This is a genomic window from Pseudomonas sivasensis (assembly GCF_013778505.1).
GTDB classification, from domain to species: Bacteria; Pseudomonadota; Gammaproteobacteria; order Pseudomonadales; family Pseudomonadaceae; genus Aquipseudomonas; species Aquipseudomonas sivasensis.
The window spans coordinates 102,045-127,603 of the sequence record NZ_JAAOWU010000006.1 but is presented as its reverse complement, the minus strand read 5'-3'; the positions used below and the strand labels follow the sequence as shown (position 1 = coordinate 127,603).

24 protein-coding genes are annotated in these 25,559 nt (G+C 59.5%); 15 read left to right on the top strand and 9 right to left on the bottom strand.

Annotated features, from left to right (window positions below; translation table 11 throughout):
• Positions 1–98 precede the first annotated feature (98 nt).
• Positions 99–1,664: an alkyl hydroperoxide reductase subunit F gene (gene ahpF, locus G9Q84_RS13065; RefSeq protein ID WP_032885700.1), complete on the top strand. Its 1,566-nt coding sequence runs from the start codon at positions 99–101 to the stop codon at positions 1,662–1,664.
• A gap of 50 nt (positions 1,665–1,714) precedes the next feature.
• Here ahpF and gloA read toward each other — a convergent pair whose 3' ends face one another.
• The gene (gene gloA / locus G9Q84_RS13060; RefSeq protein ID WP_032885699.1) at positions 1,715–2,236 is read right to left on the bottom strand and encodes a lactoylglutathione lyase; all 522 of its coding nucleotides are present in this window, start codon (positions 2,234–2,236) and stop codon (positions 1,715–1,717) included.
• A 198-nt stretch (positions 2,237–2,434) separates the two neighbouring features.
• On the opposite strand from gloA, the gene G9Q84_RS13055 reads away from it, so the two are divergent.
• Positions 2,435–2,971, top strand: coding sequence for a DUF4946 domain-containing protein (locus tag G9Q84_RS13055; RefSeq protein ID WP_181643477.1), 537 nt, complete (start codon positions 2,435–2,437; stop codon positions 2,969–2,971).
• Positions 2,972–3,082: 111 nt separating this feature from the next.
• On the opposite strand, the gene G9Q84_RS13050 is transcribed toward G9Q84_RS13055, so the two are convergent.
• The 3 genes from G9Q84_RS13050 to G9Q84_RS13040 all read right to left on the bottom strand — a co-directional run bounded on the left by G9Q84_RS13050 (position 3,083) and on the right by G9Q84_RS13040 (position 6,146).
• Positions 3,083–3,448, bottom strand: a complete 366-nt coding sequence (locus tag G9Q84_RS13050; protein WP_032885697.1) for a histone-like nucleoid-structuring protein, MvaT/MvaU family — start codon at positions 3,446–3,448, stop codon at positions 3,083–3,085.
• A gap of 198 nt (positions 3,449–3,646) precedes the next feature.
• Complete coding sequence (locus tag G9Q84_RS13045) at positions 3,647–5,188, bottom strand: EAL domain-containing protein (protein ID WP_181643476.1); 1,542 nt, start codon at positions 5,186–5,188, stop codon at positions 3,647–3,649.
• A gap of 52 nt (positions 5,189–5,240) precedes the next feature.
• Complete coding sequence (locus G9Q84_RS13040; RefSeq protein WP_181643475.1) at positions 5,241–6,146, bottom strand: LysR family transcriptional regulator; 906 nt, start codon at positions 6,144–6,146, stop codon at positions 5,241–5,243.
• Between the two features lie 76 nt (positions 6,147–6,222).
• Between G9Q84_RS13040 and G9Q84_RS13035 the strand changes: the two genes are divergently transcribed.
• The 7 genes from G9Q84_RS13035 (at position 6,223) to G9Q84_RS13005 (ending at position 14,745) form a co-directional block, all read left to right on the top strand.
• Complete coding sequence (locus G9Q84_RS13035; RefSeq protein WP_181643474.1) at positions 6,223–7,146, top strand: DMT family transporter; 924 nt, start codon at positions 6,223–6,225, stop codon at positions 7,144–7,146.
• A 247-nt stretch (positions 7,147–7,393) separates the two neighbouring features.
• Positions 7,394–8,470 (top strand): 4-hydroxyphenylpyruvate dioxygenase, encoded by a 1,077-nt coding sequence (gene hppD, locus G9Q84_RS13030; protein WP_032885693.1) that lies wholly within the window; start codon positions 7,394–7,396, stop codon positions 8,468–8,470.
• Positions 8,471–8,703: 233 nt separating this feature from the next.
• The gene (locus G9Q84_RS13025; protein WP_032885692.1) at positions 8,704–9,267 is read left to right on the top strand and encodes a fimbrial protein; all 564 of its coding nucleotides are present in this window, start codon (positions 8,704–8,706) and stop codon (positions 9,265–9,267) included.
• A 93-nt stretch (positions 9,268–9,360) separates the two neighbouring features.
• Complete coding sequence (locus G9Q84_RS13020) at positions 9,361–10,152, top strand: fimbrial biogenesis chaperone (protein ID WP_233896805.1); 792 nt, start codon at positions 9,361–9,363, stop codon at positions 10,150–10,152.
• Between the two features lie 152 nt (positions 10,153–10,304).
• On the top strand, positions 10,305–12,905 hold the full coding sequence (locus G9Q84_RS13015; protein ID WP_242461435.1) for a fimbria/pilus outer membrane usher protein: 2,601 nt from the start codon (positions 10,305–10,307) through the stop codon (positions 12,903–12,905).
• A 44-nt stretch (positions 12,906–12,949) separates the two neighbouring features.
• Complete coding sequence (locus G9Q84_RS13010; protein WP_122680968.1) at positions 12,950–13,999, top strand: fimbrial protein; 1,050 nt, start codon at positions 12,950–12,952, stop codon at positions 13,997–13,999.
• Positions 13,996–14,745 (top strand): fimbrial biogenesis chaperone, encoded by a 750-nt coding sequence (locus G9Q84_RS13005; RefSeq protein ID WP_181643472.1) that lies wholly within the window; start codon positions 13,996–13,998, stop codon positions 14,743–14,745. Before G9Q84_RS13010 ends, G9Q84_RS13005 begins: the two co-directional genes overlap by 4 nt.
• 7 nt (positions 14,746–14,752) lie before the next feature.
• Here the strand turns inward: G9Q84_RS13005 and rarD are convergent, their stop codons facing one another.
• From rarD to G9Q84_RS12990, 3 genes are all read right to left on the bottom strand, one after another.
• A complete protein-coding gene (gene rarD / locus G9Q84_RS13000; protein WP_032885747.1) occupies positions 14,753–15,634 on the bottom strand; it encodes an EamA family transporter RarD in 882 nt (293 codons plus the stop codon).
• A 220-nt stretch (positions 15,635–15,854) separates the two neighbouring features.
• A complete protein-coding gene (locus G9Q84_RS12995) occupies positions 15,855–16,865 on the bottom strand; it encodes an aldo/keto reductase (protein ID WP_032885691.1) in 1,011 nt (336 codons plus the stop codon).
• An 81-nt stretch (positions 16,866–16,946) separates the two neighbouring features.
• Complete coding sequence (locus tag G9Q84_RS12990) at positions 16,947–17,849, bottom strand: LysR family transcriptional regulator (RefSeq protein WP_181643471.1); 903 nt, start codon at positions 17,847–17,849, stop codon at positions 16,947–16,949.
• A gap of 101 nt (positions 17,850–17,950) precedes the next feature.
• Here G9Q84_RS12990 and G9Q84_RS12985 point away from each other — a divergent pair, with 101 nt between their 5' ends.
• Complete coding sequence (locus G9Q84_RS12985) at positions 17,951–18,655, top strand: SDR family oxidoreductase (RefSeq protein ID WP_181643470.1); 705 nt, start codon at positions 17,951–17,953, stop codon at positions 18,653–18,655.
• Positions 18,656–18,702: 47 nt separating this feature from the next.
• Here G9Q84_RS12985 and G9Q84_RS12980 read toward each other — a convergent pair whose 3' ends face one another.
• Positions 18,703–20,013, bottom strand: a complete 1,311-nt coding sequence (locus G9Q84_RS12980; protein ID WP_181643469.1) for an MFS transporter — start codon at positions 20,011–20,013, stop codon at positions 18,703–18,705.
• A 161-nt stretch (positions 20,014–20,174) separates the two neighbouring features.
• Between G9Q84_RS12980 and G9Q84_RS12975 the strand changes: the two genes are divergently transcribed.
• The 4 genes from G9Q84_RS12975 (at position 20,175) to G9Q84_RS12960 (ending at position 24,212) form a co-directional block, all read left to right on the top strand.
• Positions 20,175–21,281, top strand: coding sequence for a sugar diacid recognition domain-containing protein (locus G9Q84_RS12975; RefSeq protein WP_181643468.1), 1,107 nt, complete (start codon positions 20,175–20,177; stop codon positions 21,279–21,281).
• A gap of 91 nt (positions 21,282–21,372) precedes the next feature.
• Complete coding sequence (locus tag G9Q84_RS12970) at positions 21,373–22,512, top strand: glycerate kinase (RefSeq protein ID WP_099602508.1); 1,140 nt, start codon at positions 21,373–21,375, stop codon at positions 22,510–22,512.
• Positions 22,513–22,567: 55 nt separating this feature from the next.
• The gene (locus tag G9Q84_RS12965) at positions 22,568–23,638 is read left to right on the top strand and encodes a DUF1176 domain-containing protein (protein WP_181643467.1); all 1,071 of its coding nucleotides are present in this window, start codon (positions 22,568–22,570) and stop codon (positions 23,636–23,638) included.
• 61 nt (positions 23,639–23,699) lie between these two features.
• Complete coding sequence (locus G9Q84_RS12960) at positions 23,700–24,212, top strand: GNAT family N-acetyltransferase (RefSeq protein ID WP_032885684.1); 513 nt, start codon at positions 23,700–23,702, stop codon at positions 24,210–24,212.
• Here the strand turns inward: G9Q84_RS12960 and G9Q84_RS12955 are convergent.
• A complete protein-coding gene (locus tag G9Q84_RS12955) occupies positions 24,209–24,898 on the bottom strand; it encodes an aspartate/glutamate racemase family protein (protein WP_181643466.1) in 690 nt (229 codons plus the stop codon). The two genes, G9Q84_RS12960 and G9Q84_RS12955, sit on opposite strands and share 4 nt — an antisense overlap.
• Positions 24,899–25,061: 163 nt before the next feature.
• Here G9Q84_RS12955 and G9Q84_RS12950 point away from each other — a divergent pair, with 163 nt between their 5' ends.
• Positions 25,062–25,556, top strand: a complete 495-nt coding sequence (locus tag G9Q84_RS12950) for a hypothetical protein (RefSeq protein ID WP_032885682.1) — start codon at positions 25,062–25,064, stop codon at positions 25,554–25,556.
• Positions 25,557–25,559 lie beyond the last annotated feature (3 nt).

Genomic DNA, 25,559 nt, shown 5'->3' with positions numbered 1-25,559 from the left:
TCCGCACCTACCAAGTAAGCTGCAACCGCCCTCAAAAACGCCCGGGCGAGATTCGCTCGGGCGTTTTTTTATACCCAGAATTAAAGGAAATCGCCCGTATGTTGGACGCCAATCTTAAAGCTCAGTTGAAGTCATACCTGGAACGGGTCACCCAGCCGATCGAGATCGTCGCCTCCCTCGATGACGGCGCGAAATCCCAGGAAATGCTTGCCCTTCTGCAGGACGTAACCAGCCTCACCACGCTGATCGCCCTGAAAACCGATGGCGATGACGCGCGTAAACCGTCGTTCTCCATCAACCGCCCAGGTGCCGATATCAGCCTGCGTTTCGCCGGCATCCCCATGGGCCATGAATTTACTTCGCTGGTGTTGGCCCTGCTGCAAGTCGGTGGCCACCCGTCGAAGGCCAGTGTCGAAGTGATTGAACAGATTCGCGCCCTTAAAGGTGAGTTCAGCTTCGAGACTTACTTCTCGCTGTCGTGCCAGAACTGCCCGGACGTGGTCCAAGCGCTGAACCTGATGGCCGTTCTCAACCCGAACATCCGTCACGTCGCCATCGACGGTGCGCTGTTCCAGGCTGAAGTCGACGAGCGCCAGATCATGGCGGTGCCAAGTGTGTACCTCAATGGCGTGAACTTCGGCCAGGGCCGCATGGGCCTGGAAGAAATTCTCGCCAAGCTCGACACCAGTGGTATTGAAAAAGCCGCCGAAAAAATCAGCGCCAAAGACGCCTTTGACGTACTCGTCGTCGGCGGTGGTCCAGCCGGTTCAGCGGCCGCGATCTATGCTGCGCGTAAAGGCATCCGCACCGGTGTTGCCGCCGAGCGTTTTGGTGGTCAGGTGCTGGACACCATGTCCATCGAGAACTTCATCTCGGTACAGGAAACCGAGGGGCCGAAACTGGCCAGCGCACTGGAGGCTCATGTGCGTCAGTACGACGTGGATATCATGAACCTACAGCGTGCCAGCAGCCTGGTCCCGGCGAAAAACCCTGGTGACTTGCACGAGATTCGTTTTGAAAGCGGCGCGACGCTCAAGTCAAAGACCGTGATTTTGGCCACTGGCGCCCGCTGGCGTGAAATGGGCGTGCCGGGCGAGCAGGAATACAAAGCCAAAGGCGTATGCTTCTGCCCGCATTGCGATGGTCCGTTGTTCAAAGGCAAGCGTGTGGCAGTGATCGGCGGCGGTAACTCCGGCGTGGAAGCAGCGATCGACTTGGCGGGCATCGTAAGCCACGTAACCTTGCTGGAGTTCGATAGCAAGCTGCGCGCCGATGCGGTGTTGCAGCGCAAGCTTTACAGCCTGCCGAATGTTGACGTGATCACCAGTGCGCTGACCAGTGAAGTCAAAGGCGATGGCCAGAAAGTCACGGGCTTGGCATACAAGGATCGTGACAGCGGCGAGTTCAAGACCATCGACCTGGAAGGTATCTTCGTGCAGATCGGCCTGCTGCCTAACACCGACTGGCTCAAAGGCACCGTAGAGTTGACCCCGCGTGGCGAAATCATCGTTGATGCGCGTGGCGAAACTTCACTGCCCGGAGTGTTTGCCGCGGGTGACGTGACGACCGTGCCGTACAAGCAGATCGTGATTGCAGTAGGCGAGGGCGCCAAGGCTTCCCTGAGTGCCTTTGATCACCTGATCCGCACCTCCGCGCCAGCGTAACTACCCAGCTGCAAATGAAAAACCCCATGATCACTCATGGGGTTTTTTCGTTACAGCGGCGTGGGCTGGATAATCTCGACCCAGTACGCATCCGGGTCCTTGATGAACGCCAGGCTCTTCATGCGGCCATCGGTCAGGCGCTTCTGGAAATCGCAGCCCAGGGCTTCGAAGCGTTCACACGCAGCGACGATATCCGGCACCGCGATGCAGATATGGCCAAAACCACGCGGGTCGGTGTTGCCGTTGTGGTAGGCGAAGTCGGCGTCGTTTTCGGTGCCGTGGTTGTGGGTCAGTTCCAGGATGCCAGGGATCGACTTCATCCACTGGGTGCGCGCGGCGGCGTCGGCCGGGATCTGGGATTTGTCCACCAGGGCCAGGAAATAGAGGCTGAATTCAGCCTCGGGGAAATCACGCTTTTCAACCAGCGAAAAACCCAGTACGCGGGTGTAGAAGTCCAGGGACTTGGTGATGTCCTTGACCCGCAACATGGTGTGGTTGAACACGAAGTTCGTGGTGGCGGTGTCAGGTTGGGCGGTGACGCCCGGGAAAGTGTTCAGTTCGTGCAGGCTCATGGGCCCTCCAGAAAAAAATGGGGCAAACGCGGCTCCAGGTGAGAGGAGCGTTCCCTTGGCTTGCGGCTGGCATCCGTGCAGCCGGGCCATGATACGCAAGGCCCGCCTGCTGCGCCAAATGAAAAAGGTCACGCGGGTCTTGCGATCAGCGGGTAGCGGGCCTCACACTTTGTCGCTTGAACCTTGGGTATCTTTCGCATGACCGAACGTCGTAAACCGCTGTTGAGTGCTGTATGCCTGCTGTTGGCCAGTCCTTTCGTTTCGGCGGCGGATCCGGAAATCCACTGGCCCAGCGGCTGGCAAGTCGAGGAGGTGGTGCGTGATGGTGAAACGCCGGCAACGCCACAGCCGGTTTCGCGTCAGCGTTCAATCAAGAACGATGAAAACGGCAACACGCTGATGGTGATGGAGTTGACGGCAACGCCGACTGAGGCGGGCCATAACGTTAATCTTCAGGGTGTATTGCTGGAAATGCGCAAGTCCATCCAGAAAGATTTTGCCCAGAGCGGTTACCAAAGTGTCTGCAGCAAAATGCACTCGACAACATTGAGTCGGCTTGAGGCCATGGAAACTACCTGTGTGATTACCGAGAATGGACGGCACGTGCTTTCACAAACATTGGTGGGAGCTGTTGATACCGATAAAGCGTATGTTTTCTCATACGCGGGTCAAGCCGATGCTTACGAGGCGAGTAAGGATGAAGTCCGTTCGGTGCGCGACAGCCTCAAACTTTAAGTGCGTGTTGCGCGTCGAATTTGAACAAAATGAAATGTTATTTAAGTTCGGTTTCGAACCCTTGAATAAAAAAGCCCCGCTGACGCGGGGCTCTTTATTAGTGCGGTGTAATCAGCCGCGAAGCCAGGAATCTACAGTGGCGGCGCCGTACTGTTCTTTCCATGCTTTGAGGCCGCGGTGGTTGCCGCCTTTGGTTTCGATAAGCTCGCCGGTGTGCGGGTTGTGGTAGACCTTGACCACGCGCGCACGGCGTTGTTTTGGTGCGTTGGCAGCAGCAGCGCTGGCCTTGCCCGGGTTTGGATCAAGGATCAGGATGATGTCACGCAGGCCTTTGCCGTAGGTTTTCATCAGCCCTTGAAGTTTTTCTTCGAATTCGATTTCTTTCTTCAGGCCAGCATCGTTCTTCAGGGATTCCAGCTGGGCAAGCTGCTCTTGAAGGGCTTTTTCTGCTGCGCGAAATTCGGCGAGTCTGGACAAAATCTGTACTCCAATAGTGTTGTTGGCTGATATCAACTGCAGACAAAGCTATTAGCCAATAGCGTTAAGGCGACTCAAAGAGGACGTCGTCCTGCGAGTTCTGCACAGGCAAGAAAAATTGTAGTAGTTAATCCGCTACGAGTAAATCATGTCTTTTGTCTTACTAACATTATTTCAACGTCGCTAATACGTGGCTATTCAATGGCTGGTCAGGTTTTTAATGAATTCATCGCTGGGTAGTGGCTTTCCAAACAGATAGCCCTGCAGGAAATCCACGCCGTGAGCAGCCAGGTATTCGCATTGTTCGACCGTTTCCACACCTTCAGCAACGACACCCAGATCCAGTTTGCCGGACAACTCTATGATGCTGTCCAGGATATGCCTCGACAGTGCGTCTGCACCGATCATGGCGACAAAACTCTGGTCGATTTTCAAGTAGTCCACATTGAAGTTGCGCAAGTAGCCCAGGCTTGAGTGGCCGGTACCAAAGTCATCGATGGCAATCATGACGCCCAGTTGGTGCAAGGCGTCGAACAGGCGACGGGTGATATCGGTGGGCTCGATCAGCTCGCGCTCGGTCAACTCCAGCACCAAGGTCACCTGGCCCGGTATGAAGGCGGCGAGAAACTCACGGCAATCGTCCACCAGCGTCAGGTCGAGGCAATGGCGGGCGGTGATATTCACGCCGATGTGGAACCCCGGGCAAAACCGTGCCGCATGGGGAGCCAGTTGTACGGCGGTCTGGCGCAGCAGGGCGCGGGTCATCGGCACGATCAGGCCGGAATGTTCGGCCAGCGGGATAAATAGATCAGGCCGTACCAAGCCTTCCTTGGGATGCTGCCAGCGCATGAGCACTTCACAGCCGGCCCATTCGCGGGTGTCGCCGCGTACCACCGGCTGAAAATACGGAATGAACTCATCGGCGCCCAACGCCCGTCGCAGTTCATGGGTCGGTGCCGAGGAGCGTTTTTGCAGCCAATGCGCGAGCAGGCCTGCCATTGCGCCAAAGAACACCACCAGGCTGAACATCGCACGATAGCGCGCCTGCATGTAACGCCAGACCTCGCCGTCCGGCATGCCGGCGTCGACGCTGTAACCATAGCGTTGCGAGGCCAAGTGATGATGGGCTACGGCAAATTTCGGCACTTCCGTGGTATGAACACTGCCGTCGGCAGCCAGCCAGTTGGGCCCCACTTGCAGGACCAACTGTGCATAGCGGCTGATCAGGCGCAAGGCGTTGGTCAGGTGATAACCGTCAATTGAAGCAAACGCGCCTTGGCCTCCGTCGACCAGTCGGTACACCAGCAGCGCAGTGTCCGGCGTCACCGGGTTGCCATTCATCAACCAAAGCCGACCGTCCACATAGTCGTCGGGGTTTACGGGCGACTCATAGTTGCTGCCGAACAGTGAGCTGCAATAGATATTCTTCTGCCAGGACAACGTCGTGGCGCGCACGAACGGGCGCCTTGTGACCTGCTCGCGCAACGCCAATTGCGTGCCGTTATCGCAGGGCTGGCCTGCCAGCGGCAGCAGGGCCTGCGCGGCGAGGGCGGTGTTATCGAGCATCAGGTCGAATTGGCGCACCGCTTCCTCGGCGGTTTGCGCCGTGCTTTGCTCAAGGGTTCTTTCTGCTTGCCAATACAGGATGGCCAAGCCGAGCAGGATTGGCAGCAGACCGCAGAGGGCGCTGATCGAGTAGCGGACGATTGGCTCTCGCGGGCCTTTGACGGTGAGGGGCATGAGTTGTGCGGCCTGTTGCGGAGTAGGGGATGCGCCGGCAGGCCGGTCAGTATTATTTCGATAATAGATGGCTCGGTGGACAATTGCTTGCCCTACCACCGCGTTGCGCAATCTCGATGAACGCCAGCGTCGCGGGTGATGACTGGCGCCGATCAAGCACTGCCAAGCCAATCTGGCGCGGTACACGAGGGGATAGGGGGCGTTTCACATAGCGCGGGTCGTCCAGCGGTGGCAACGACGCCTCGGCCACGATGCTCAACCCGTCCCCGCGACTGACGGCTTCCAGAGTGCTCAGCAGTTGGGCGCAGCGATACCGCACCTTGGGCCGTAATTGGGCCGCACCGAACAGTCGGGACACCAGTTCCGACGATCCTGCCTCGGTGAGAATAAAAGGGTCGTCACACAGCTCCTGCAGAGTCAGGGCATCGCGATCGGCCAGTGGGTGCTCCGTAGGCAACAACGCGACCATTTGGTCCTCAAACAAGGCGAAGGTGTCGAAGCGCTCCTGCTCCAAGACCACAAAGCCTACATCGATCCGCCGCTCATCCAGCCACTGCAACACTTGCCGGTCAGGGCCTTCATCCACGTGGACCTCAATGCCCGGGTAGGCTGCACGAAACTGGCTGAGGATACCGGGCAGCAGGCGAATCGACGCAGTTGGCCCAAACGAGCCGACGCGCAGGGTGCCGCGCTTCATGCCACGGGCATCTGCGGCTTCCTGTTGCAGCGTGTTGGCCAGGCCGAGCATGGCACGGGCGCGTCCAAGCAATTGCTGGCCGATCTCGCTCGGCTCCACCAGGTTTTGATGGCGCCGGAACAGCTCGACACCGAGCTCTTGCTCCAACGCCTTGATCGCATGGGACACCGCCGACTGGCTGATGCCCAGCCGGTGCGCTGCGCTGGTAAAGCCCTGAAGTTCGGCCACCAGTGAGAAAATTTCCAGTTGGGTCAAGGTCATGAGCAAATACTCATTTTACGATGATTGATCATTAGCAGAAGAATAACCCAGATCTTCCTTCACTTGAGCCAACCCAATGAGCCCCGCTTCGGATCGCCTGACCTATTGCAAACTCGCCGCCGTCACCATGATCTGGGGCGGCACCTTTATCGCTGGTCGTTACCTGGCCGATCAGCTCAATCCGCTGCTGGCCGCGAGCCTGCGTTTTATCCTGGCGAGCCTGGCGTTGTTGCTGTTCATGGCCTTCGCACGCATCCCACTGGCTCGCCCGAGTCTTCGGCAACTTGCGCAACTGGCGGCGCTGGGGTTCTTCGGGATTTTCATCTACAACCTGTGCTTCTTTTATGGGCTGCAGTACATCAATGCGTCGCGGGCGTCATTGATCGTGGCGTTGAACCCGGCGGTGATTGGCCTGGCGTCGTGGTTGTTGTTCAAAGAGCACCTGAATCGCACCAAGGTAATAGGGATTGCATTGTGCGTGGCTGGCGCAGTCGCTGTGATTGTCAGTCGCAACCCTCAGCTGATGCAGGCAGGCGCCCATAGTTGGTGGGGTGACTTGCTGATCCTTGGTTGTGTGGCGGCGTGGGGCGTTTATTCGCTGGCTTCCCGCGGGCTGAACGCAAGCCTGGGGCCATTGCAGACCGTGACGTGGTCGGTATTGCTGGGAACCCTGATGTTGACCGCAACCACAGCGCTGTCAGGAAACTTCACGTTCAAAGAGGTCGCAAGCCTTGGGCCTTCACAGCTGCTGAGCCTGCTGTATTTGGGTGTGCTCGGCTCGGCGCTGGCTTATATCGGTTACTACGACGGCATCCGGCGGATTGGCACGACACGTTCCGGTGTATTTATCGCGCTTAACCCGCTGACCGCAGTGATCTGCGGCGCCTTATTGCTGGGTGAAGCGTTGACCTTGCCCATGCTGATAGGCGGTGCCTTCATTTTGGCTGGCATTTACCTGTGTAACAAACCCCTTGCACGGGCAAGGGCAATAGGGATTTGATGAAGAGTACGGACAAACATCTTTACGCTGTGTAGAATCGATTTACGCATACAAGAATATGGACTTGCGCTCACGCAAGCCTCAGCCGTCAGAGACTGATGTAACCATGAAGCGACTCGGCTCCCCCCTCATCTTTGGTGACTTCCTCGCCCGCAGCGTGCGAGGCCTGTCCTGCGCGCCTCCCTCCCACCTCATCCTTGCTTGCAAATAACCCCTTGCTACCTACAAGAATGATGAGGCACCGACCATGACCGTCCAACACGAAAACCCAATGGGCCTGATGGGCTTTGAATTTATTGAATTCGCATCGCCGACCCCGGGCACCCTGGAGCCGATCTTCGAGATCATGGGCTTCAGCAAAGTCGCGACCCACCGCTCCAAGAACGTGCACCTGTACCGCCAGGGCGAGATCAATCTGATCCTCAACAACGAACCCAACAGCATCGCCTCGTATTTCGCGGCCGAGCATGGCCCGTCAGTCTGCGGCATGGCATTCCGCGTCAAGGACTCGCAACAAGCCTATACCCGCGCACTGGAGTTGGGCGCTCAACCAATCCATATCGAAACCGGGCCGATGGAGCTGAACCTGCCGGCAATCAAAGGCATCGGCGGCGCGCCGTTGTACTTGATCGACCGGTTTGGTGAAGGCAGCTCGATCTATGACATCGACTTCGTCTACCTCGACGGCGTGGAGCGCAACCCACAAGGCGCAGGGCTGAAGGTCATCGACCATCTGACTCATAACGTCTATCGCGGGCGCATGGCTTACTGGGCGAACTTCTACGAGAAGCTGTTCAACTTCCGTGAGGCGCGTTACTTCGATATCAAAGGCGAATACACCGGCTTGACCTCCAAGGCCATGAGCGCGCCGGACGGCATGATCCGCATCCCGCTGAACGAGGAGTCGTCCAAGGGCGCCGGGCAGATCGAAGAGTTCCTGATGCAGTTCAACGGCGAAGGCATCCAGCACGTTGCGTTCCTCACCGACGACCTGGTCAAAACCTGGGACGCGCTGAAGAAGATCGGCATGCGCTTCATGACCGCGCCGCCGGACACCTACTATGAAATGCTCGAAGGCCGCCTGCCGAATCACGGTGAACCGGTGGATCAGTTGCAGGCTCGTGGCATCCTGCTGGACGGCTCATCCATCGAAGGTGACAAGCGCCTGCTGCTGCAAATCTTCTCGGAAACCCTGATGGGCCCGGTGTTTTTCGAGTTCATCCAGCGCAAAGGCGATGATGGGTTTGGCGAGGGCAACTTCAAGGCGTTGTTTGAGTCGATCGAGCGCGATCAAGTCCGCCGTGGCGTATTGACCGCCGACTAGCCATCCAAAGCCTGTCAGGCTTTTCGGGCAATTCAAGAACATGCTCCGTATCGAAAGGTACGGAGCTTTTTTTTTGCCTGCCAAACACGTCAGAAAGGTTTTGCAACAGACAACTCCTTGGGGCTGTGGAACAAAATTTTACGAGACTCCACCCATGGACGTCGCAAGAGCTGATCCTCTCCTGCGTCATAAGTGTGCGTTTCGCGACCCCTAATTTTAAGGAAAGACTGATTATGACAAAACACACTCTGGCGGCTGCAGTGCTGGCTTTGTGCGGCTTCGCTGCCAGCTCCGCTTATGCAGCAGACGGTACCATCACGATCACCGGCTCGGTCAGTGGCACTACCTGCACCATCAGCGGCGGCACCGGAGCCTCGCCAGGTTCAGGTGCCAACTTCCCGGTCGTTCTTGATCGCGTGCAAACCTCGGCCCTCAAGGCCGCAGGCGATACGGCCGGCAGCAAGCGCTACTTTGTCTATGTGGGCGGCTCGGGCGGATGCCCGAACGGTACCAAGGTCGCCGTACGTTACGAGCCGACCAGCCCTGGCATCAACCCGGCAACCGGCAACCTGCGTAATACCGCCACTGCAACACCCGCCTCGCGGGTGGAGGTACAAATTCTCGATGGCGCTTCCAACACGCCAATGGACTTGCGCGTAGGTAATAACTCAACCGTTGCCACCGTGACCAATGGTCTGGCGACCTTACCGTTCTACGCACGCTACATCGCCAATGGCGGAGCGGCAGGCGCGGGCAATGTCACCAGCAGCGTGCAGTACTCGGTCACCTTTCCTTGATGCAGCCGCGCTGATAACCATTGCGTTTGTTGCCTGAGATCCTCGCTCGACCCTGCGGTCGGGCGCAGGACAACTGTTTTCAAGGATTACCCGATGCAGGATTTAATGATGTTCTTAAGTCATCGCGTGGTGTCCGTCGCGCTGAGTCTGGCCTTGTGCATAGCCTCGCATGCGGCGCACGCGGGGGTAGTTATCGACGGTACGCGACAGATTTACCCCGAGCAGCGACGCGAGGTCACCATACGAGTGACCAATGATGACAAACACGCACCCCGTCTGGTCCAGGCGTGGCTGGACGCAGGTGATGCCGAGGCAGCGCCGACACTGAGCGATGTGCCTTTCGTGCTGTCTCCCCCGGTATTTCGCCTGGACGCCGGCAAAAGCCAGTTCATGCGCTTGTCCTACACCAAGGCACCGCTACCTGCGGATAGAGAGTCGCTGTTTTGGTTGAACGTACTTGAAGTGCCGGGCGCCACCAATGAGTTTGATCCCACCCTCGAAGACAGCCAGCGGAATCACTTCAAGTTTGCGTTCCGTATCCGCACCAAGGTGTTTTTTCGCCCGGCGCAGTTATCTGGAACACCCGAGGAGGCGCCAGGGCTGTTGCGCTGGTCCCTGGAGCAGGTCGCCCAAGACACCGTGATACAGGTGCACAACCCTTCGGCTTATCACGTCACCTTCAACGACATTTACCTGCTTATGGGCTCCCATCCCGACGCGAAAAAATTGTCACTGCCCGAAGCGATGGTGGAACCGGGAGGCACGTTGAAGTTGCCGGTGCCGAACGCCGCGAAGGTAATACCCGCCGATGCGCGGGTGAATTTCACCTACATCAACGATTTCGGCAGCTTTTCATCGGCGCAGCCTGCTGTATTGCATCGCTGAACGCGTCCCCGGAACGTTGCTGATCGCAAGCAAACGTACATTTCTCAGCGTCCACTGAAGTCATAACTATGCCTAGTCACATCCAAGTACGGGTGCATCGTTGCGCCCCGATTTTGCCATTCCAGCATCGAAAGATGATGTTGGGCGGTTTGATGAGTGCGGCCGTAATCGCAAGCGATTCCGCGCTTGCGTCTGAGTTGAGCTTTGATCTGAACGCATTCTCCAGCGGCCTGGCATCGTCGGTTGACATGTCACGGTTCAATACCGGCAACCAGATGAGTCCTGGCCTATATCGCATAGATATCGTGGTCAACGGCCAGGCTTTGGGGCGCAGGGAGGTGGAGTTCGTCGCGGCCCACGCAAAGACCGGTGCGCAGCCGTGTTTGAGTCGCGAAGTATTGGAAAAAATCGGTATCGCGATGGATAAAGTCGATACCGATACCCGTGGGCGCGAGCTCGCGAACCCTGCCGCAGCCGGCCAGTATTGCGGCGACCTGGGGCAGTGGATTCCGATGGCGTCCAGCTCGTTCGATCCGGGCGCCCTTGAGTTAGCCGCCAGCGTGCCGCAGGCCTACATGAACCGGTCGATGCGCGGCTACATTGACCCCGAGTTGTTGGATGAGGGCATTACCGCCGGGCTGCTCAATTACAACTTCAGTACCAATGCGGTCACCGCTGGTGAAGGCGACGGTCGCACTTACCTGGGCCTCAATGCGGGGATTAATCTGGGCGCCTGGCGCTTGCGGCACCAAGGTGCCCAAGCCTGGAGCAACCGCACAGGGTTTGAGACTTATCAGAACACGTCCACTTATGTGCAGCGCAGCATCATCCCCTGGCAATCACAACTCACTATTGGAGACACCTTCAGCAACGGACAGATTGTCGACGGGGTACGCGTGCGAGGCGTAAGCCTGGCAACCGACGACCGCATGCGTCCGCAGACGCAGCAAGGTTATGCACCGCAGGTACGCGGTGTCGCCGACAGTAATGCAACGGTCACTGTCAGCCAGAACGGGTACACCATTTATGAGACGACAGTCGCGCCTGGCCCTTTTGTCATCAGTGATTTGCATGCCACGGGTTATGGCGGTGATTTGATCGTCAGCGTGACGGAAGTCGACGGGCGCCGAAACACCTTCGTCGTGCCGTACTCGGTGGCCCCGGAATTACTGCGGGCCGACACGACAAAATACAGCGCCACCTTGGGTGAGGTGCAGCAAAAGGGCATCGATGCCAAGGGCGCAAACGTCTTTCAAGGCACTCTCCAACACGGCTTGACCGATGACTTGACGGTGTATGGCGGCGGCAGTCTTTCCAACGGTTATGAGCAGGGCAAGATCGGTATTGCATTGAATACGTCCATCGGTGCTTTCTCGCTGGACGGCGCCACCTCGCATACCAAGGTGGCTGATCATGGACGCCTGTCCGGCCAAAGCCTGGGCGTGGGCTACAACAAAAGTCTGCCCGCCTCGGGTACGCATTTTGCGCTGGGTGCATACCGGTTCTCTACAGAGGGTTACCTGAACCTTCCGGATGCACTGAATGTGCGTGAAATCGCTCGCCAGTCCGGTGATGTCAACGGTTATGCCCGGCAAAAAAGTCGGCTCGACCTGACCATCAGCCAGCAGTTGGGCATAGGCACCTTGAGCCTGTACGGCAGCTCTGTCGACTATTGGGGCGGGCAGGAAGGGCGCCAGGTTTCATTCACCGCCAGTTACGGCTCGACCTGGAACAAGGTCAACTGGAACCTCTCGGCGCAGCGCTCAAGGGTCCAGGACACGCGACAACTGACTCAAAGCGAGCTCAGTGACGATGTGTTTTTCGGGCGTATCGGCCAACCCGGGCGCATCGATAACCGCTACATGCTGACGTTATCGATGCCGCTGGGGAGCGAACCGAGGTCGCCGACCATCAATACTTCGCTGTCTCGGGACAGTGGCGATACACGGGGCAGCCAGCAGCAAGTGGGCATCAACGGCTTCCTGGGCGAGAACGCCGAGTTCGACTACGGTTTTTCCGCCAGCCGCGCGACCAGTGATCAATCGAGTTCCAGGCAACTTAACACCCACGCAGGGTACCGCACCGGTTCTGCCAGCGTGCGTGCAGGCTATGGTCAGAGCCGCGATAGATCCCAGCTTTCATTTGGCGCCGATGGCGGCATCGTCGCTCACGCTGGCGGCGTGACGTTTTCGCAAAGCCTGGGAGAGGCCTCTGCGCTGGTTCATGTGCCGGATGCCGAAGGCGCAGTGTTGGGCCACGACGGTGTTACACGCATCAATAGCAGCGGGTATGCCGTGGTTCCGTCACTCAGGGCATTCCAAAACAATACGGTGAGTGTTGATCCACAAGGCATGTCCATGGACGTGGAGCTTCAAGAGTCGAGCCTGGATATCGTTCCAACCCTCGGTGCAGTGCAATTGGTGGAGTTCAAGACCGTCAGCGGGCGGGCGGTGATCGTCCAGGCCAAACAGCAGAATGGCACGCCGCTGCCATTTGCGGCTCAGGTTCTGGACCAGCAAGGCCGGGAAGTCGGCGTAGTGGGCCAAGCCAGCAAAGCTTTTGTGCGCGATATCCCGGCTGCCGGCACGTTGATCGTCAAATGGGGTGAAAAAATTTCTGAACGATGCGACGTCCACTACCAGATGGCTGCGCATGCCGCGAACAGCCGCCAGCAAGACGTCGACTATCTCCAAGGGTTGTGCGTACCCAGCTCGGTTCGCCAAGTAGCCGGCAGTATTGAACGGCACCCGTGAATATTCGGTGCCACATCTGTGGGGCACCAGCAGAGGACTTTTGAATGAACTTATCTTGGCTTGCTGCCTCGACGTTGGGCGGCTGGATGCTAGCGATGCAAGCGCATGCTTTTTCAGGTGGGGATTGTTATCCGCAAGGGGCAACGGCGATCAACATTGCCCCCATCATCCCCCCGACCAACCCTCAGGTCGGGCAAGTGATCGGTTTGGCGGGAGGCTATCCCTTTAATGCACCGGCAAGTGTCATGCAGTGCCGTTACGACTTCTGGAGCGATTTCCACTGGGTAACTGCGACGATCAACGCGGTCAACTCCAGCTCCACTGGCAGGACATTCAACGCCAACGGTGTGTCCATGCCAGTGTTCGCCACAGGCGTGCCCGGGGTTGGGTTTGCAATGATGGCCCGCGACCCGAATCATGGCTTCGCCGCTGTCGGTCAATCGGCAGCATCACTGCTCAGGGTGAAGTATCCCAAGCCAGTTGTCTGGGGCCTGCAGGGACGGCTTTACCTGGTGGCCACGGGAGGGGCGATTTCTCCGGGGACTGTGCCCACACGCACTGTCGCGCATTACAGGGTGCAAAATACCAATACCTCAGCCCCTGGGTATCATCCGGTCAATATGCAGGCGCTGGTCATTAGCCCACCGCTAAAGCCGACATGCCGGGTTTCGACGCCCTCCATTGCGATGTCTTTGGGAAGCGTACCGGTTACGGCGTTCCGTGGCGTCGGCAGTCATGCCGGCAGCGTAACCCGCAATATCACGCTCTTGTGCGAAGGCGGCACCGGAGGCACGCGTGATGTGTTTATCACCGTCACTGACCATACCACCCGCTCGAATCGCAGCGATGTGCTGTCCCTGACCGCAAGTTCCCAGGCCAAGGGCGTGGCCCTGCAGTTGGTACGCGGCGGCAATATTCTGGTTCGTTACGGTGCGGACTCCTCAAGCGTGGGCAACCCTAATCAATGGCTGGTGGGGACGACGGGCAATGGCACGGTGCAAATTCCGCTGACTGCGCGCTATATCCAGACACAACAGACGATTGCGCCAGGCAGCGCAAATGGCGTGGCAACGTTCACGATGAGTTACCGATGAGCCGGACGTTCCTGCGACGGCTCAACGTGATAGGGCTGCTGATGGCGCTGCAGGCACCTCTGGTCCAAGGCGAAATCGTCATCGACCGTACCCGTGTGATCTATCCGGCTCAAGCCCGCGAAGTAACGGTCAACCTTACCAATGAAACGGATGGCCCGCGGCTGGTCCAGGTATGGATCGACGCCAACGATAGCGAGGCGTCACCTGAAAACAGTGATGTGCCGTTCACTGTCACTCAACCGATTTTCCGCATGGAGGCCGGCAGTGGACGAGCGCTGCGCGTGCTCTATCAATCGTCTTCACACACGAACGAGGACCGGGAATCAGTGTATTGGCTCAACGTGCTTGCGATCAGGCCGACAGGCGAGCCCGCTGTGCAAAATAACCAAGTGAATCTGGCATTTCGTACGCGGGTTAAATTGTTCTTGCGGCCGAACCAACTAGCGGGGACGGCGGCAAGCTCGATTAATGACTTGAAATGGCAACTAGTTACCGGGGATGAGTCGACGCTGCACGTGAATAATCCCGGCGATTACCACGTCACGCTGTCCGGCATCGTTGTGACACGCGAGGGCGTTGAATACCACAGCGAAGACCCGCCGATGATCGCACCACGATCCACCGCCGTCGTGACGATGCCAAGGCTGCCGCACGGCGCGGCGGGCAGCGCAACAGTGCGCTTCACTACACTTGACGATCAAGGTGCAACCCAAACGCATTCGGCGCTGTTGGGCAATTCCAGGTGAAGACGGTTCAAGCCCTGCGCTGGCGTACCAGGTGCTTGAACCCTTCGAACACCAGCACCATGACTGCGATCCAAATCGGGATATAGGTCAGCCATTCGCCCGCCTTGATGCCTTCACCCAGCAGCAAGGCTACGAACAGCAAGAGCACCGGCTCGACATAGCTGAGCAGCCCGAACAGGCTGAACGACAGTAATCGGCTGGCAATGATGTAGCTCACCAATGCAGAGGCGCTGATCAGACCCAGCATGGGAATCAATGCGTAAAGCTTTGGGTGCACATCCATGACCGCAAAACCTTGCTCGCCGCTTTGCACGAACCACCAAGCCACCGGCAGCATCAGCGCCATATCCAGCCAGAGCCCGCCCAAGTTATCGGTCTTAAGGTATTTGCGCACGATGAAGTAAAGCGGATAGCCAATGATCACCACCAGCGTTGCCCACGAAAACCCACCGGCTTGGTACAACTCGTTGAGTACCCCAAGGCCTGCAAAGAACACTGCGATCTTTTGCAGATAGGACAGCTGCTCACCCCATACCAGCCGTCCGGTGAGCACCATGGTCAATGGCAGCAGAAAGTAACCCACCGAAACATCCAGGCTGCGCCCGTTCAGCGGTGCCCACATGAACAACCACAGCTGCACGCCCAGCAAGGCCGAAGACAACACGACGCCTGCGATCAATCGAGGCTTTGCCGCCAGTACCTGCAGCAATTCCCAAACACGCCGCCATTCGCCGCTGACGATCATGAACACCGTCATGCACGGCACAGTCAGCAGCATGCGCCAGCCGAAAATCTCCAGACCGCTCAACGGCGTGAGCAACGATGTGAAGTAATACATCACGGCAAACAACACCGAGGCCGAGACCGATAACACAACACCTTTAGACACGCTGTCCTCGCGAAAACCGATTTGTACAAGAGAGGCGGGCATTATGGTGCTTGCGGCGTGAAACGGCTGCTCTGTTTTGGGGCGATTGGTGGGAAATTTTCTCACGCCATAAAATTTCTCCTATCCCGGTGGCGAGCGGGCTTGCCCGTGTTGGGCTGCGATGCAGCCCCGCAACCTCTTTCGGTCAACACCCGCTGCCGCTCGCCCCAACAGCACTCGACTACGAGCGAGCGACGCGCCCCGAGACATAGTGGCTAACATCATTGAACCCTGGGGTGGACGAGTGCCCCGATGTCACCAATGAATCGATAAACGCTTCATCCTCAGCCGTGATCTTGACGTCCAGCGCGCCGGTGTAGGCATCCCACTGGGCCTCGGTACGCGGTCCGACAATCGCCGAACTCACCGCAGAGTTGTTCAATACCCAGGCGATGGCAAACTCGACGATCCCCACACCGCGTCCCTGGGTATATTGCTGAATTTGCTGGGCAATGCGCAGCGACTCCACGCGCCATTCGGTTTCCAGGATACGTTTATCCTGGCGTGCGGCGCGGCTGCCCGGTTCTGGCGTGACATCCGGCGCGTATTTACCGCTGAGCACGCCTCGGGCCAGCGGGCTGTAAGGCACCACGCCCAGGCCATAGGCGGCAGCGGCGGTAATCTGCTCCGCTTCAGCCTGACGGTTGACGATGTTGTACAGCGGTTGGCTGATCACCGGCCTGTCCACGCCCAAACGCTCGGCCACGCGGATCACTTCGGCAATGCGCCAACCGCGGTAGTTGGATAAGCCCCAGTAGCGGATCTTGCCCTGGCGGATCAAGTCGCCAATCGCAGAAATCGTGACCTCCAGAGGGGTCGAGTGGTCTTCGCGGTGCAGGTAGTAGATGTCGAGGTAATCGGTGTCGAGTCGGGTCAGGCTGGCGTCGAGCGCATTGAAAATCCGTTTGCGACTCAAGCCACTGCGGTTGGGCAAACCGTCCGGCGGACCGAAACCGACTTTGCTCGCCACCACCCAATCCTGGCGGTGACGGGCAATGGCTTCGCCGACGAGTTCCTCGGAGCGTCCGCCGGTGTATACGTCGGCCGTGTCGATAAAATTGATGCCCTGATCCCAGGCCTTATCGATGATGCGCAGCGAGTCCTCGGTATTGGTCTGCTCGCCAAACATCATGGTGCCCAGCGTCAAGGCGCTGACCTTCAAACCGGACTGGCCCAATGTGCGGTAAATCATGCAAAGCTCCTTGCGGCTGTGAGACGTAATCCATGCAATACCAGACTCAGAGGCTCTGGAACAAGCCCTGAGCGTGTTTCTTCATTCGCTCAGCAACGCATGGCAGCGCACGTGGAGAAACCGATGCAGCACTTTTACCCGCTCCGACACTTGCAGGCGGTGCGGGCACATCAGGTTGAATGGCGTCGGTTCGCCTTGCCAATCCGGCAACACGTGCACCAGGCGGCCGGCCTTCAGATCCCGGGCGATATCCAGGTTGGCTTTATAGGCGATGCCGTGACCGGCCAAGGCCCAGCGCCGCACAATTTCACCGTCGTCGCTCAGGTAATCGCCTGTCACGTTGACTTCCTGCAGCTCGCTGCCCTGGCGAAAGAACCACGTACTGTTGGCGCGCCCCTGGCGCATGTACCGCAGTGTGTTGTGTTGCGCCAACTGCGCGGGCGTCGTGGGTGTGCCGTGACGCGCGAGGTACTCGGGGCTGGCACATGCAATGCGCTGGTGACCGGGCACGACAGGCAGTGCCACCAGACTGGAGTCACGGGGTACGCCGAAGCGCAGGGCGATATCGACGGTGTCGCGGAAAAGGTCAGCATTGCTGTCGTTGAGCAGCAATTGCAGGCGGATATTCGGGTGTTCCGCCTTGAATTCGTCCAGCCAGCCCAAGACGACATTGCGTCCAAAATCCGACGGCGCGGCCAATTGCAGCAATCCGGTCAACCCCTGGCTGTGCTGCTTGAGGGCTTGTTCACCTTCGGCCAATGCGGCCAGGGCTTCGCGCACGCTGTCCAGGTAGCGCTTGCCTTCCTCGGTCAGGCGCATGCTGCGGGTAGAGCGCGCGAGCAGGCGGATGCCCAGCCGTGTTTCCAGACGCTTGAGGGCGATGCTGGCCGCAGCAGGGGTCAACCCCAGGCCGCGCGCGGCGGCGGACAAACTGCCCGTGTCGGCGGTGCGCACAAAAACTTCAAGGTCTAGGATTGAGCTCATTTGTAAAAATCCTTTAAAGATCTTGTCGTTTTACCGGGATTTTTCGTCGATTGCCAAGCTGGGAAGATGAACGCTCACTTTCTGACCCAGGACATCTCCCCATGACATCTTCCCTCAACGGTAAAACGGTCGTCGTGATCGGCGGCAGCAGTGGCATTGGCGCGGCGGTGGCCAAGGCCGCCGCTGCACGCGGTGCTCAGGTGGTGTTGGCGGGGCGGCGCCTATCGTCGGGCCGCGACAACGGCCTACGCAGCGAGCCAGTGGATGTCACCGACCCCGACTCACTGCAACGTCTGTTCGAAACCGTTGGGCGTTTTGACCATCTGGTGTACACCTCCGGCCCCTCGGTGCGCGCCAAGACCTTGATCGAAACCGATCTGGACGAGGCCCAGGACAACTTCAACGTGAAACTCTGGGGCGCGTTGCGGGCGATCCAGCAGGCGCTGCCTTTCCTAGATGAGCGCGGGAGTATCAGTCTGACCTCCGGGCAACTGGGCCGTAAGTTGGCGCCGGGCCAGTTCATCAAAGTTGGTATCAACGCGGCCACTGAAGCCCTGGGCAAGCAGTTGGCAAAGGAGTTGGCGCCGCGACGCGTCAACGTGGTGAGTCCCGGTGTGATTGATACCCCAGCGTATGCAGGGTTGGCCGAGGACCAGCGCCTGGCGATGTTTGCCAAGGCCGGTGGCGCGTTGCCGGTGGGGCGCGTGGGGCAGGCAGAGGAAGTGGCGGCGGCGTATGTGCTGGCCATGGAAAATGGCTACATGACCGGTGCTGTCATTGATATCGACGGCGGCGGGCTGCTGTAAACGCGGACGAGATGTGGGAGGGGCTTGCCCCTCCCACATGGACGCCGTCAAGCCTTGAGGGTGTGCGTCATCCGCAACGCCAACACACTACCGGCCACAATCACCGCCGCCAGTAGGTACAACGCAATATCGGTGGACCCCGTCGCATCCTTCACAAAGCCCACGATGTACGGGCTGAGAAAGCCCGCCATCTGGCCCATGGAGTTGATCAACGCCAAACCACCCGCCGCCGCGCCCGCGCTGAGCATCGCAGTCGGCACTGGCCAGAACATCGGCAGACCGGTGAGGGCACCCATGGTGGCGATCGTCAGGCCCAGAATCGCAATCGCTGGGGTCGTGGCGAAATTCACCGCAATCACCAGACCAATCGCGCCCATCAACATAGGCACCACCAAGTGCCAGCGACGCTCTTTGCGCAAGTCTGCGGAGCGGCCCACCAGCAGCATAAAGACCGCCGCCAGCAAATACGGGATCGCACTGAGCCAGCCGATCACCAAGTTATCGCTGAACCCCAGGTTCTTGATGATCGACGGCAGCCAGAAGTTGATCGCGTACACACCGCTCTGGATGCAAAAGTAGATCAGGCCGAATGCCCAGATCGCCGGGTTCTTGAACACTTCGGCGAGGGAATCGGTGGTGGTTTTCGGCTTGTTGGCCAGGTCCGTCGCCTGGTCGGCTTCCAGTACCGCACGCTCGTGGGGTTTGAGCCACTTGGCGTGGGCAAACGTGTCACTGAGCAGGAAGTAGGCGAGGGCGCCGAGGATTACGGTGGGGATGCCTTGCAGCAGAAACATCCACTGCCAACCCGCCAAACCGCCTTGGCCGGCGGCGAAGTGGTTGAGGATCCAGCCGGAGAACGGGCTGCCGAGTAAGCCGGACACCGGAATCGCCGACATGAACAGCGCCATGATCCGTCCACGGCGGAACGTTGGGAACCACTGCGACAGGTACAGCACCACGCCAGGGAAGAAGCCGGCTTCGGCGGCGCCCGTGAACAGGCGCAGGGTGTAGAAATGCGTCGGCGTGGTGACGAACAGCAGGCACGTGGACAAGGTGCCCCACACGATCATCATCAATGCGATCCAGCGTCGTGGACCGAACTTGGTCAGCGCCAGGTTGCTCGGTACGCCGCACAGTACGTAGCCAATGAAGAATATCCCGGCACCTAGGCCGTACACGGTTTCGCTGAATTTCAGCGCATCAAGCATCTGCAACTTGGCAAAGCCAACGTTGACCCGGTCAAGGTAGTTGAACAGATAGCAGATGAAAATGAAGGGGATCAGGCGCAGGGTAATGCGCTTGTAGATGGCGTTTTTATCGTCATCGGTGGCCAGTGTGGCAGCGGCGCTCTGTGACATGGCGTTCTCTCTTTATTATGATTTTTCGCGATGCGAGGGTAACGTTGATCGCTCAACGAGTCTTGGCCACGGGGCGGGGTGCTGTCTTTGTGCTCGCGCACAGTGATGGAAACTTTGCGCTGTGCCGATGAACAACCATGCTTTTTTAGGAATTTAGACTCATGTTCGAGTTGGATCATGACTTGGCACAGGACATCGTCGATCGGACCATGGCGATTTTGCCCTACAACGTCAATGTCATGGACAGCCAGGGCCTGATTCTCGGCAGTGGTGAGTCCGAGCGCATCAACACCCGCCATGAAGGTGCGCAACTGGTGCTGGCCAATGGTCGCGTGGTGGAAATCGACGGCCAGACCGCCAAACACCTCAAGGGCGTACAGCCGGGTATCAACCTGCCGCTGATGCACGATCAGCGTCTGATCGGCGTGCTGGGTATCACCGGCGAACCTGAACTGCTGCGCACCTACGCGGAACTGGTGCGTATGACCGCAGAAATGTTGGTCAGCCATCGCCATCAGCAAGCCGAGCAGCAATGGCGACGCCAGCGTTGCGACGATCTATTGGCGTTGCTCCTCGCCGAAACCGGTGATTCGCCGCGCCTGGTCGACGAAGCTCAGCAACTGGGACTCAAGCCGCAGCTGGCGCGCACGCCGTACCTTTTCGAACTGGGGCCGGGCCAGTCGGCGGAGGCATTAAGCGCGTGGCTGACGTCGCGCTATCCGGACAGTTGGTGCGTCAGCTCGGCGCAGTTCTCGTTGTTATGGTGCCGGCCCGCGGCGGTGCAAGTGGATAATCCGCGCCTGCTGGAAAAGCTCGAAGGCCAAGGTTGGAATGTGCTGCGCGTAGCCGTCGGCGGGCAAGCGGAAGGACTGGCCGGGCTGCGCCGTTGCTATCGGCGTGTGGGTGACTTACTGGCCTACGGTCGCGATGTACTGCCGCACTCACTGCTGCTGACCCTCAACCGTTATCGCCTGCCGGTGATGCTCTGGCGCCATCGCAACGACGACGCCCTCGATGAACTGCTCAACCCCCTGCGCAAAGTGCTCGCCAAGGACAACAACGGCCAATTGCTGGCCACGCTGCGCAGTTGGTGCGAGCACGATGGCCAAAGCCAGGCCTGCGCCGACGCGCTGGGTATCCACCGCAACAGTCTGCGTTACCGCATGGAGCGCATCGCTGAACTCAGTGGCGTCGACCCGCTGACCCTGGACGGCATGCTCGCCCTGTACCTGGGCGTCCAGCTGTTGCCCCAGGCTTTGTCGGAATGAACAACAAACCTCACCCGCACTTGTGCATCGGACCGGCGTCATTCCCGGTGCCAACTGGCAGCATGGGCGTCATAAAAACCGGAGAAAGCCCATGAAAATCATCATCGCCCCCGACTCGTTCAAGGACAGCCTGAGTGCCGAAGGCGTTGCCCAGGCCATTGCCCAAGGCTTGGCCGAGGTCTGGCCGGACGCGCAGTTGATCCAGTGCCCGATGGCGGACGGCGGTGAAGGAACGGTGGACTCGGTACTCGCCGCCTGCAACGGCGAGCTGCGCCGCCAGGCGGTTCGCGGACCGTTGGGCGCGACGGTTGACGCGCGCTGGGGCTGGTTGGCCGACAGCCACACAGCGATCATCGAAATGGCCGAAGCCAGCGGCTTGCAATTGGTCCCACCAGGACAGCGCGATGCGTGTATCAGCAGCACTTACGGTACCGGCGAGCTGATCCGCGCCGCCCTGGATGCCGGCGCACAGCGCATCATCCTGGCGATTGGCGGCAGTGCCACCAACGATGGAGGCGCGGGGGCGATGCAGGCGCTTGGCGTGCACTTGTTTGATGCCCACTCCCAAGTGCTGGCGCCGGGCGGTTTGGCCTTAGCTGGCCTGGCCCATATCAGCCTTGAGCGGCTTGATCCGCGCCTGTCTGAGGTGCGCTTTGAAATCGCGGCCGACGTCAACAATCCCCTGTGTGGCCCCCACGGTGCCTCAGCCATTTTTGGCCCGCAGAAAGGTGCCAGTCCCGCACACGTCCAACAACTGGACGCGGCCCTCAGCCACTTCGCCGATCACTGCGCCAAGGTCTTGCCCAAGGACGTGCGCGACGAACCCGGCAGCGGCGCCGCCGGCGGCCTGGGCTTCGCCGCCAAGGCCTTTCTCGGTGCGCAGTTTCGAGCCGGCGTGGAAGTCGTCGCCGAATTGGTTGGCCTGGACGCCGTCGTACGCGACGCTGACCTGGTCATCACCGGCGAGGGCCGCTTCGACGCCCAGACCCTGCGCGGCAAAACCCCTTTTGGCGTCGCTCGTATCGCCCAGCAGCACGGCGTGCCCGTGATCGTCATCGCAGGCACCCTGGGCGACGGCTACGAGCAAATGTACGCCCACGGCGTCGACGCCGCCTTCGCCTTGCCGAACGGGCCGATGAGCCTGGAACAGGCGTGCAGTGAGGCCCCGCGATTATTGCGCGAGCGGGCGGCGGACATTGCGCGGGTGTGGCGCGTGGCGGCTAAGCACTGACGCCACCTCCCGAACATGGGACAATCCGCGCCTTTTTTCGACACGGAGAGTCCCCATGCTGCGCCCCGCACTCCTGGCCTTGCTGTTGACCAGCACTGCCACCTTCGCTCAAACCAACACTGAAAGCGTTCCCTTGCTCCGGGAAATCAAGAATTGGGTAACGGGTTGCGACAACCTGCGTAATTGCCATGCCCTCAGCGCACCCAGTGGCGTCGACGAGGAGGACTACAGCTCGCTGACTTTGCATATCTGGCATCAGGCCGGGCCTGAAGGTTACCTGCGTTTGCGCTTCGACCACCGCGGTGAGGCGCTCGACCTGTCGACCCTGCTGTTGGACGGTCAGCCGCTGGGGCTGGAGTCGACGCAGGGTCTGCACGTTGAACTGGACGATCAGGGCGGTGATCCCGAGGTTCAGTCCTATGGCGTGATCGAGGAGGCAGTGGCGCGGCGTTGGTTGCAGCGTTTGCGTAACGGCCAGCGCCTGCAATTGCCGGGGGATGAGCAGGCGCATGTGTCGCTGAGCGGGTTGAGCGCTTCGCTGCTGTTGATGGATGCGGTGCAGGGGCGGGTGGATAACGTCACGGCTTTGGCCCGCCCAGGTAAGGGCGCGGCCAGCGCCGTGCCTGCACGTTTGCCGACACCGGTGCTGCGCAAATTCCCAGGAGCACCGATGTTGACTGCGCAGGAGCAGGCCGGCCTGATAGCGGCCGCGTTGCACACCGTCACGCCCGAGGACAACGGCACCGGCAGCGCACCCGAGGCGAACGCTGGTGCCCTCACCGCGCAGCAGGCGATGACCGTGGTGCGTTATGACTGCGCGGCCTACAACTGTGAATACGATGTGGTCAGCCGCCAGCGCCAGGCGCCGTATGCTGAAACCCCGATGCAGCTTGAGCCCTTGCCATTAGGGATCGAGCCACTGCAAGGCTCTGTGGGATATGACGCAGCCAGTGGCACCTTGAGTTATTTCTACAAGCTCCGGGGAATTGGCGATTGTGGTGCGGGCGCCGTCTGGGTGTTTGACGGCAAGGGTTTCCAGCTCAGTGAATTGCTGTCCATGCCGCGCTGCACTGGGGTGGGTTACGGTGATTGGCCGGCGTTGTGGTCGACGGCGCCAGCGCCCTAGCCATCGGGTGGGCAGGGCCTCTACACTGGCTGGCCACGTGTCTTTCAAAGGATGAAACACCATGCACACACCTGAACCCCATATCGTGATCCAGCGCTTTACCGAGGCCCATCTTGAGGGCGTCGCAGCGCTCTATAACGAACCGGCGGTGTGTCGACAGGTGCTGCAAATGCCTTACCAATCGGTGGAGGCCTGGCGCAACAAGCTGGTGATGGACAACGAGCGTCGGCTGCAACTGGTGGCGGTGCACGGCGGTGAGGTGATCGGTCAACTCGGCCTGGAACAGTACCTGCGCGTGCGCCAGGCCCATGTGGGTTCGTTCGGCATGGGCGTTGCGCCGGCCTGGCAGGGCAAGGGGGTGGGGTCGCGTCTGTTGAGCGCTGCGCTGGACGTGGCTGACAACTGGATGAATCTTCACCGCGTGGAGTTAACGGTGTACGCCGACAACGAAGCCGCGCAACACCTGTACCGTAAATTCGGTTTCGAGGTGGAAGGGCTGCTGCGCGATTACGCCCTGCGTGACGGTGTGTTTGTCGACACCGTCAGCATGGCCCGTCTGCGCCAGCGGGGTTAACCCAGAGCAAACGCCACCGCAGCCTGCGCATGCAGCTCGGTGGTGTCCAGCAGCGGCAGGTCGCTGTGTTCGGGCTTGATCAACAGGCCTATTTCCGTGCAACCAAGGATGATTGCCTGGGCGCCACGGGCGGCCAGGGATTTGATCACCCGTTGATAGATCTGGCGTGAAGTGTCGCTGATCACGCCCACACACAACTCTTCGTAGATGATGCGGTGCACGTCCTTACGTTCATCCGTGTCCGGCACCAACACCGTCAGGCCGTGATCGGCCAGGCGGGACTTGAGAAAGTCCTGCTCCATGGTGAATGCGGTGCCCAACAAACCGACCGTCATCGTGCCGGCCTCCACTGCGGCCAAACCGGCTGCATCGGCGATGTGCAGGAACGGAATCGACACCGCCGCCTCAATACGCGGGGCCACTTTATGCATGGTGTTGGTACACAGCACCACACACTCGGCGCCGCCAGCCTGCAGGCGGCGCGCAGCATCTTCGAGGATCTGCGCGGTGTCATCCCAACGCCCCGCATGCTGGGCCTGTTCCACTGGGCCGAAATCCACGCTGTACATCAACAGTTGCGCCGAGCGCAGCGGGCCCAGCTGGTCGCGCACACGCTGGTTGATGATGCGGTAATACTCGGCGCTGGACTCCCAGCTCATGCCGCCGATAAGGCCGATGGTGCGCATGTGATGTTCCTGACAAGGGATGTGACTTCACCTTACCCACTGGCCAACCAATAGTCATACGCAGTTGCCAGCCAAATGACCGGTGCAGTTTTAAGGCGTACGGCGAACCGCCGCATCTGCCATGATCAGTCTTCGCAACCTGGCTCACCCAAGGAAATCCGCAATGGACGATGTACAACAACTGGGCGAGATGCTTCGTCATTACGCCGACAGCGAAGCCCACAAAAAACAGCAATTCGACGTGCAGTCAGCCCGCTGGGCGCAAAAGCTCGGCGAGTTGTTCGGGCAGATTGAGCTGTGGCTGGAACCGGTCAAAACCGTCGGGCTGCTGGAAGTCAATCGTGAAGCCTATGTGGCCAGCGGCCCGAGCGTGCCGGTGGAGACGTCCACCTTCAAGACTGAGAAGCTCATTGTGCAGATCACCGGCAAAACCGTGGAGTTCGTGCCGGATGTGATGGGGGCGGGCGGTTCGATTTCCGTCGCGGTGATGGGCTTGACCGCAGCCCGCCACGGCAGCGTCTCGCTGGTGCTGGCGGCCGACAAGAACGACTGGCTGTGGAAGAAAACCAATGGCCTGAAAGACCCCGACACCTTCGGCTTCGACGCCAACTTCCTGGCTTCGCAATTACAAAGCCTGATCCCGCGCGATCGCGCTTGAGCC

Excerpts from the sequence above, each read along its gene's own strand:
- ahpF (WP_032885700.1), top strand. The coding sequence starts at position 99 with ATGTTGGACGCCAATCTTAAAGCTCAGTTGAAGTCATACCTGGAACGG.
- gloA (WP_032885699.1), bottom strand. The coding sequence starts at position 2,236 with ATGAGCCTGCACGAACTGAACACTTTCCCGGGCGTCACCGCCCAACCT.
- G9Q84_RS13055 (WP_181643477.1), top strand. The coding sequence starts at position 2,435 with ATGACCGAACGTCGTAAACCGCTGTTGAGTGCTGTATGCCTGCTGTTG.
- G9Q84_RS13045 (WP_181643476.1), bottom strand. The coding sequence starts at position 5,188 with ATGCCCCTCACCGTCAAAGGCCCGCGAGAGCCAATCGTCCGCTACTCG.
- G9Q84_RS13040 (WP_181643475.1), bottom strand. The coding sequence starts at position 6,146 with ATGACCTTGACCCAACTGGAAATTTTCTCACTGGTGGCCGAACTTCAG.
- G9Q84_RS13035 (WP_181643474.1), top strand. The coding sequence starts at position 6,223 with ATGAGCCCCGCTTCGGATCGCCTGACCTATTGCAAACTCGCCGCCGTC.
- hppD (WP_032885693.1), top strand. The coding sequence starts at position 7,394 with ATGACCGTCCAACACGAAAACCCAATGGGCCTGATGGGCTTTGAATTT.
- G9Q84_RS13025 (WP_032885692.1), top strand. The coding sequence starts at position 8,704 with ATGACAAAACACACTCTGGCGGCTGCAGTGCTGGCTTTGTGCGGCTTC.
- G9Q84_RS13020 (WP_233896805.1), top strand. The coding sequence starts at position 9,361 with ATGCAGGATTTAATGATGTTCTTAAGTCATCGCGTGGTGTCCGTCGCG.
- G9Q84_RS13015 (WP_242461435.1), top strand. The coding sequence starts at position 10,305 with ATGAGTGCGGCCGTAATCGCAAGCGATTCCGCGCTTGCGTCTGAGTTG.
- G9Q84_RS13010 (WP_122680968.1), top strand. The coding sequence starts at position 12,950 with ATGAACTTATCTTGGCTTGCTGCCTCGACGTTGGGCGGCTGGATGCTA.
- G9Q84_RS13005 (WP_181643472.1), top strand. The coding sequence starts at position 13,996 with ATGAGCCGGACGTTCCTGCGACGGCTCAACGTGATAGGGCTGCTGATG.
- G9Q84_RS12995 (WP_032885691.1), bottom strand. The coding sequence starts at position 16,865 with ATGATTTACCGCACATTGGGCCAGTCCGGTTTGAAGGTCAGCGCCTTG.
- G9Q84_RS12990 (WP_181643471.1), bottom strand. The coding sequence starts at position 17,849 with ATGAGCTCAATCCTAGACCTTGAAGTTTTTGTGCGCACCGCCGACACG.
- G9Q84_RS12985 (WP_181643470.1), top strand. The coding sequence starts at position 17,951 with ATGACATCTTCCCTCAACGGTAAAACGGTCGTCGTGATCGGCGGCAGC.
- G9Q84_RS12980 (WP_181643469.1), bottom strand. The coding sequence starts at position 20,013 with ATGTCACAGAGCGCCGCTGCCACACTGGCCACCGATGACGATAAAAAC.
- G9Q84_RS12975 (WP_181643468.1), top strand. The coding sequence starts at position 20,175 with ATGTTCGAGTTGGATCATGACTTGGCACAGGACATCGTCGATCGGACC.
- G9Q84_RS12970 (WP_099602508.1), top strand. The coding sequence starts at position 21,373 with ATGAAAATCATCATCGCCCCCGACTCGTTCAAGGACAGCCTGAGTGCC.
- G9Q84_RS12965 (WP_181643467.1), top strand. The coding sequence starts at position 22,568 with ATGCTGCGCCCCGCACTCCTGGCCTTGCTGTTGACCAGCACTGCCACC.
- G9Q84_RS12960 (WP_032885684.1), top strand. The coding sequence starts at position 23,700 with ATGCACACACCTGAACCCCATATCGTGATCCAGCGCTTTACCGAGGCC.
- G9Q84_RS12955 (WP_181643466.1), bottom strand. The coding sequence starts at position 24,898 with ATGCGCACCATCGGCCTTATCGGCGGCATGAGCTGGGAGTCCAGCGCC.
- G9Q84_RS12950 (WP_032885682.1), top strand. The coding sequence starts at position 25,062 with ATGGACGATGTACAACAACTGGGCGAGATGCTTCGTCATTACGCCGAC.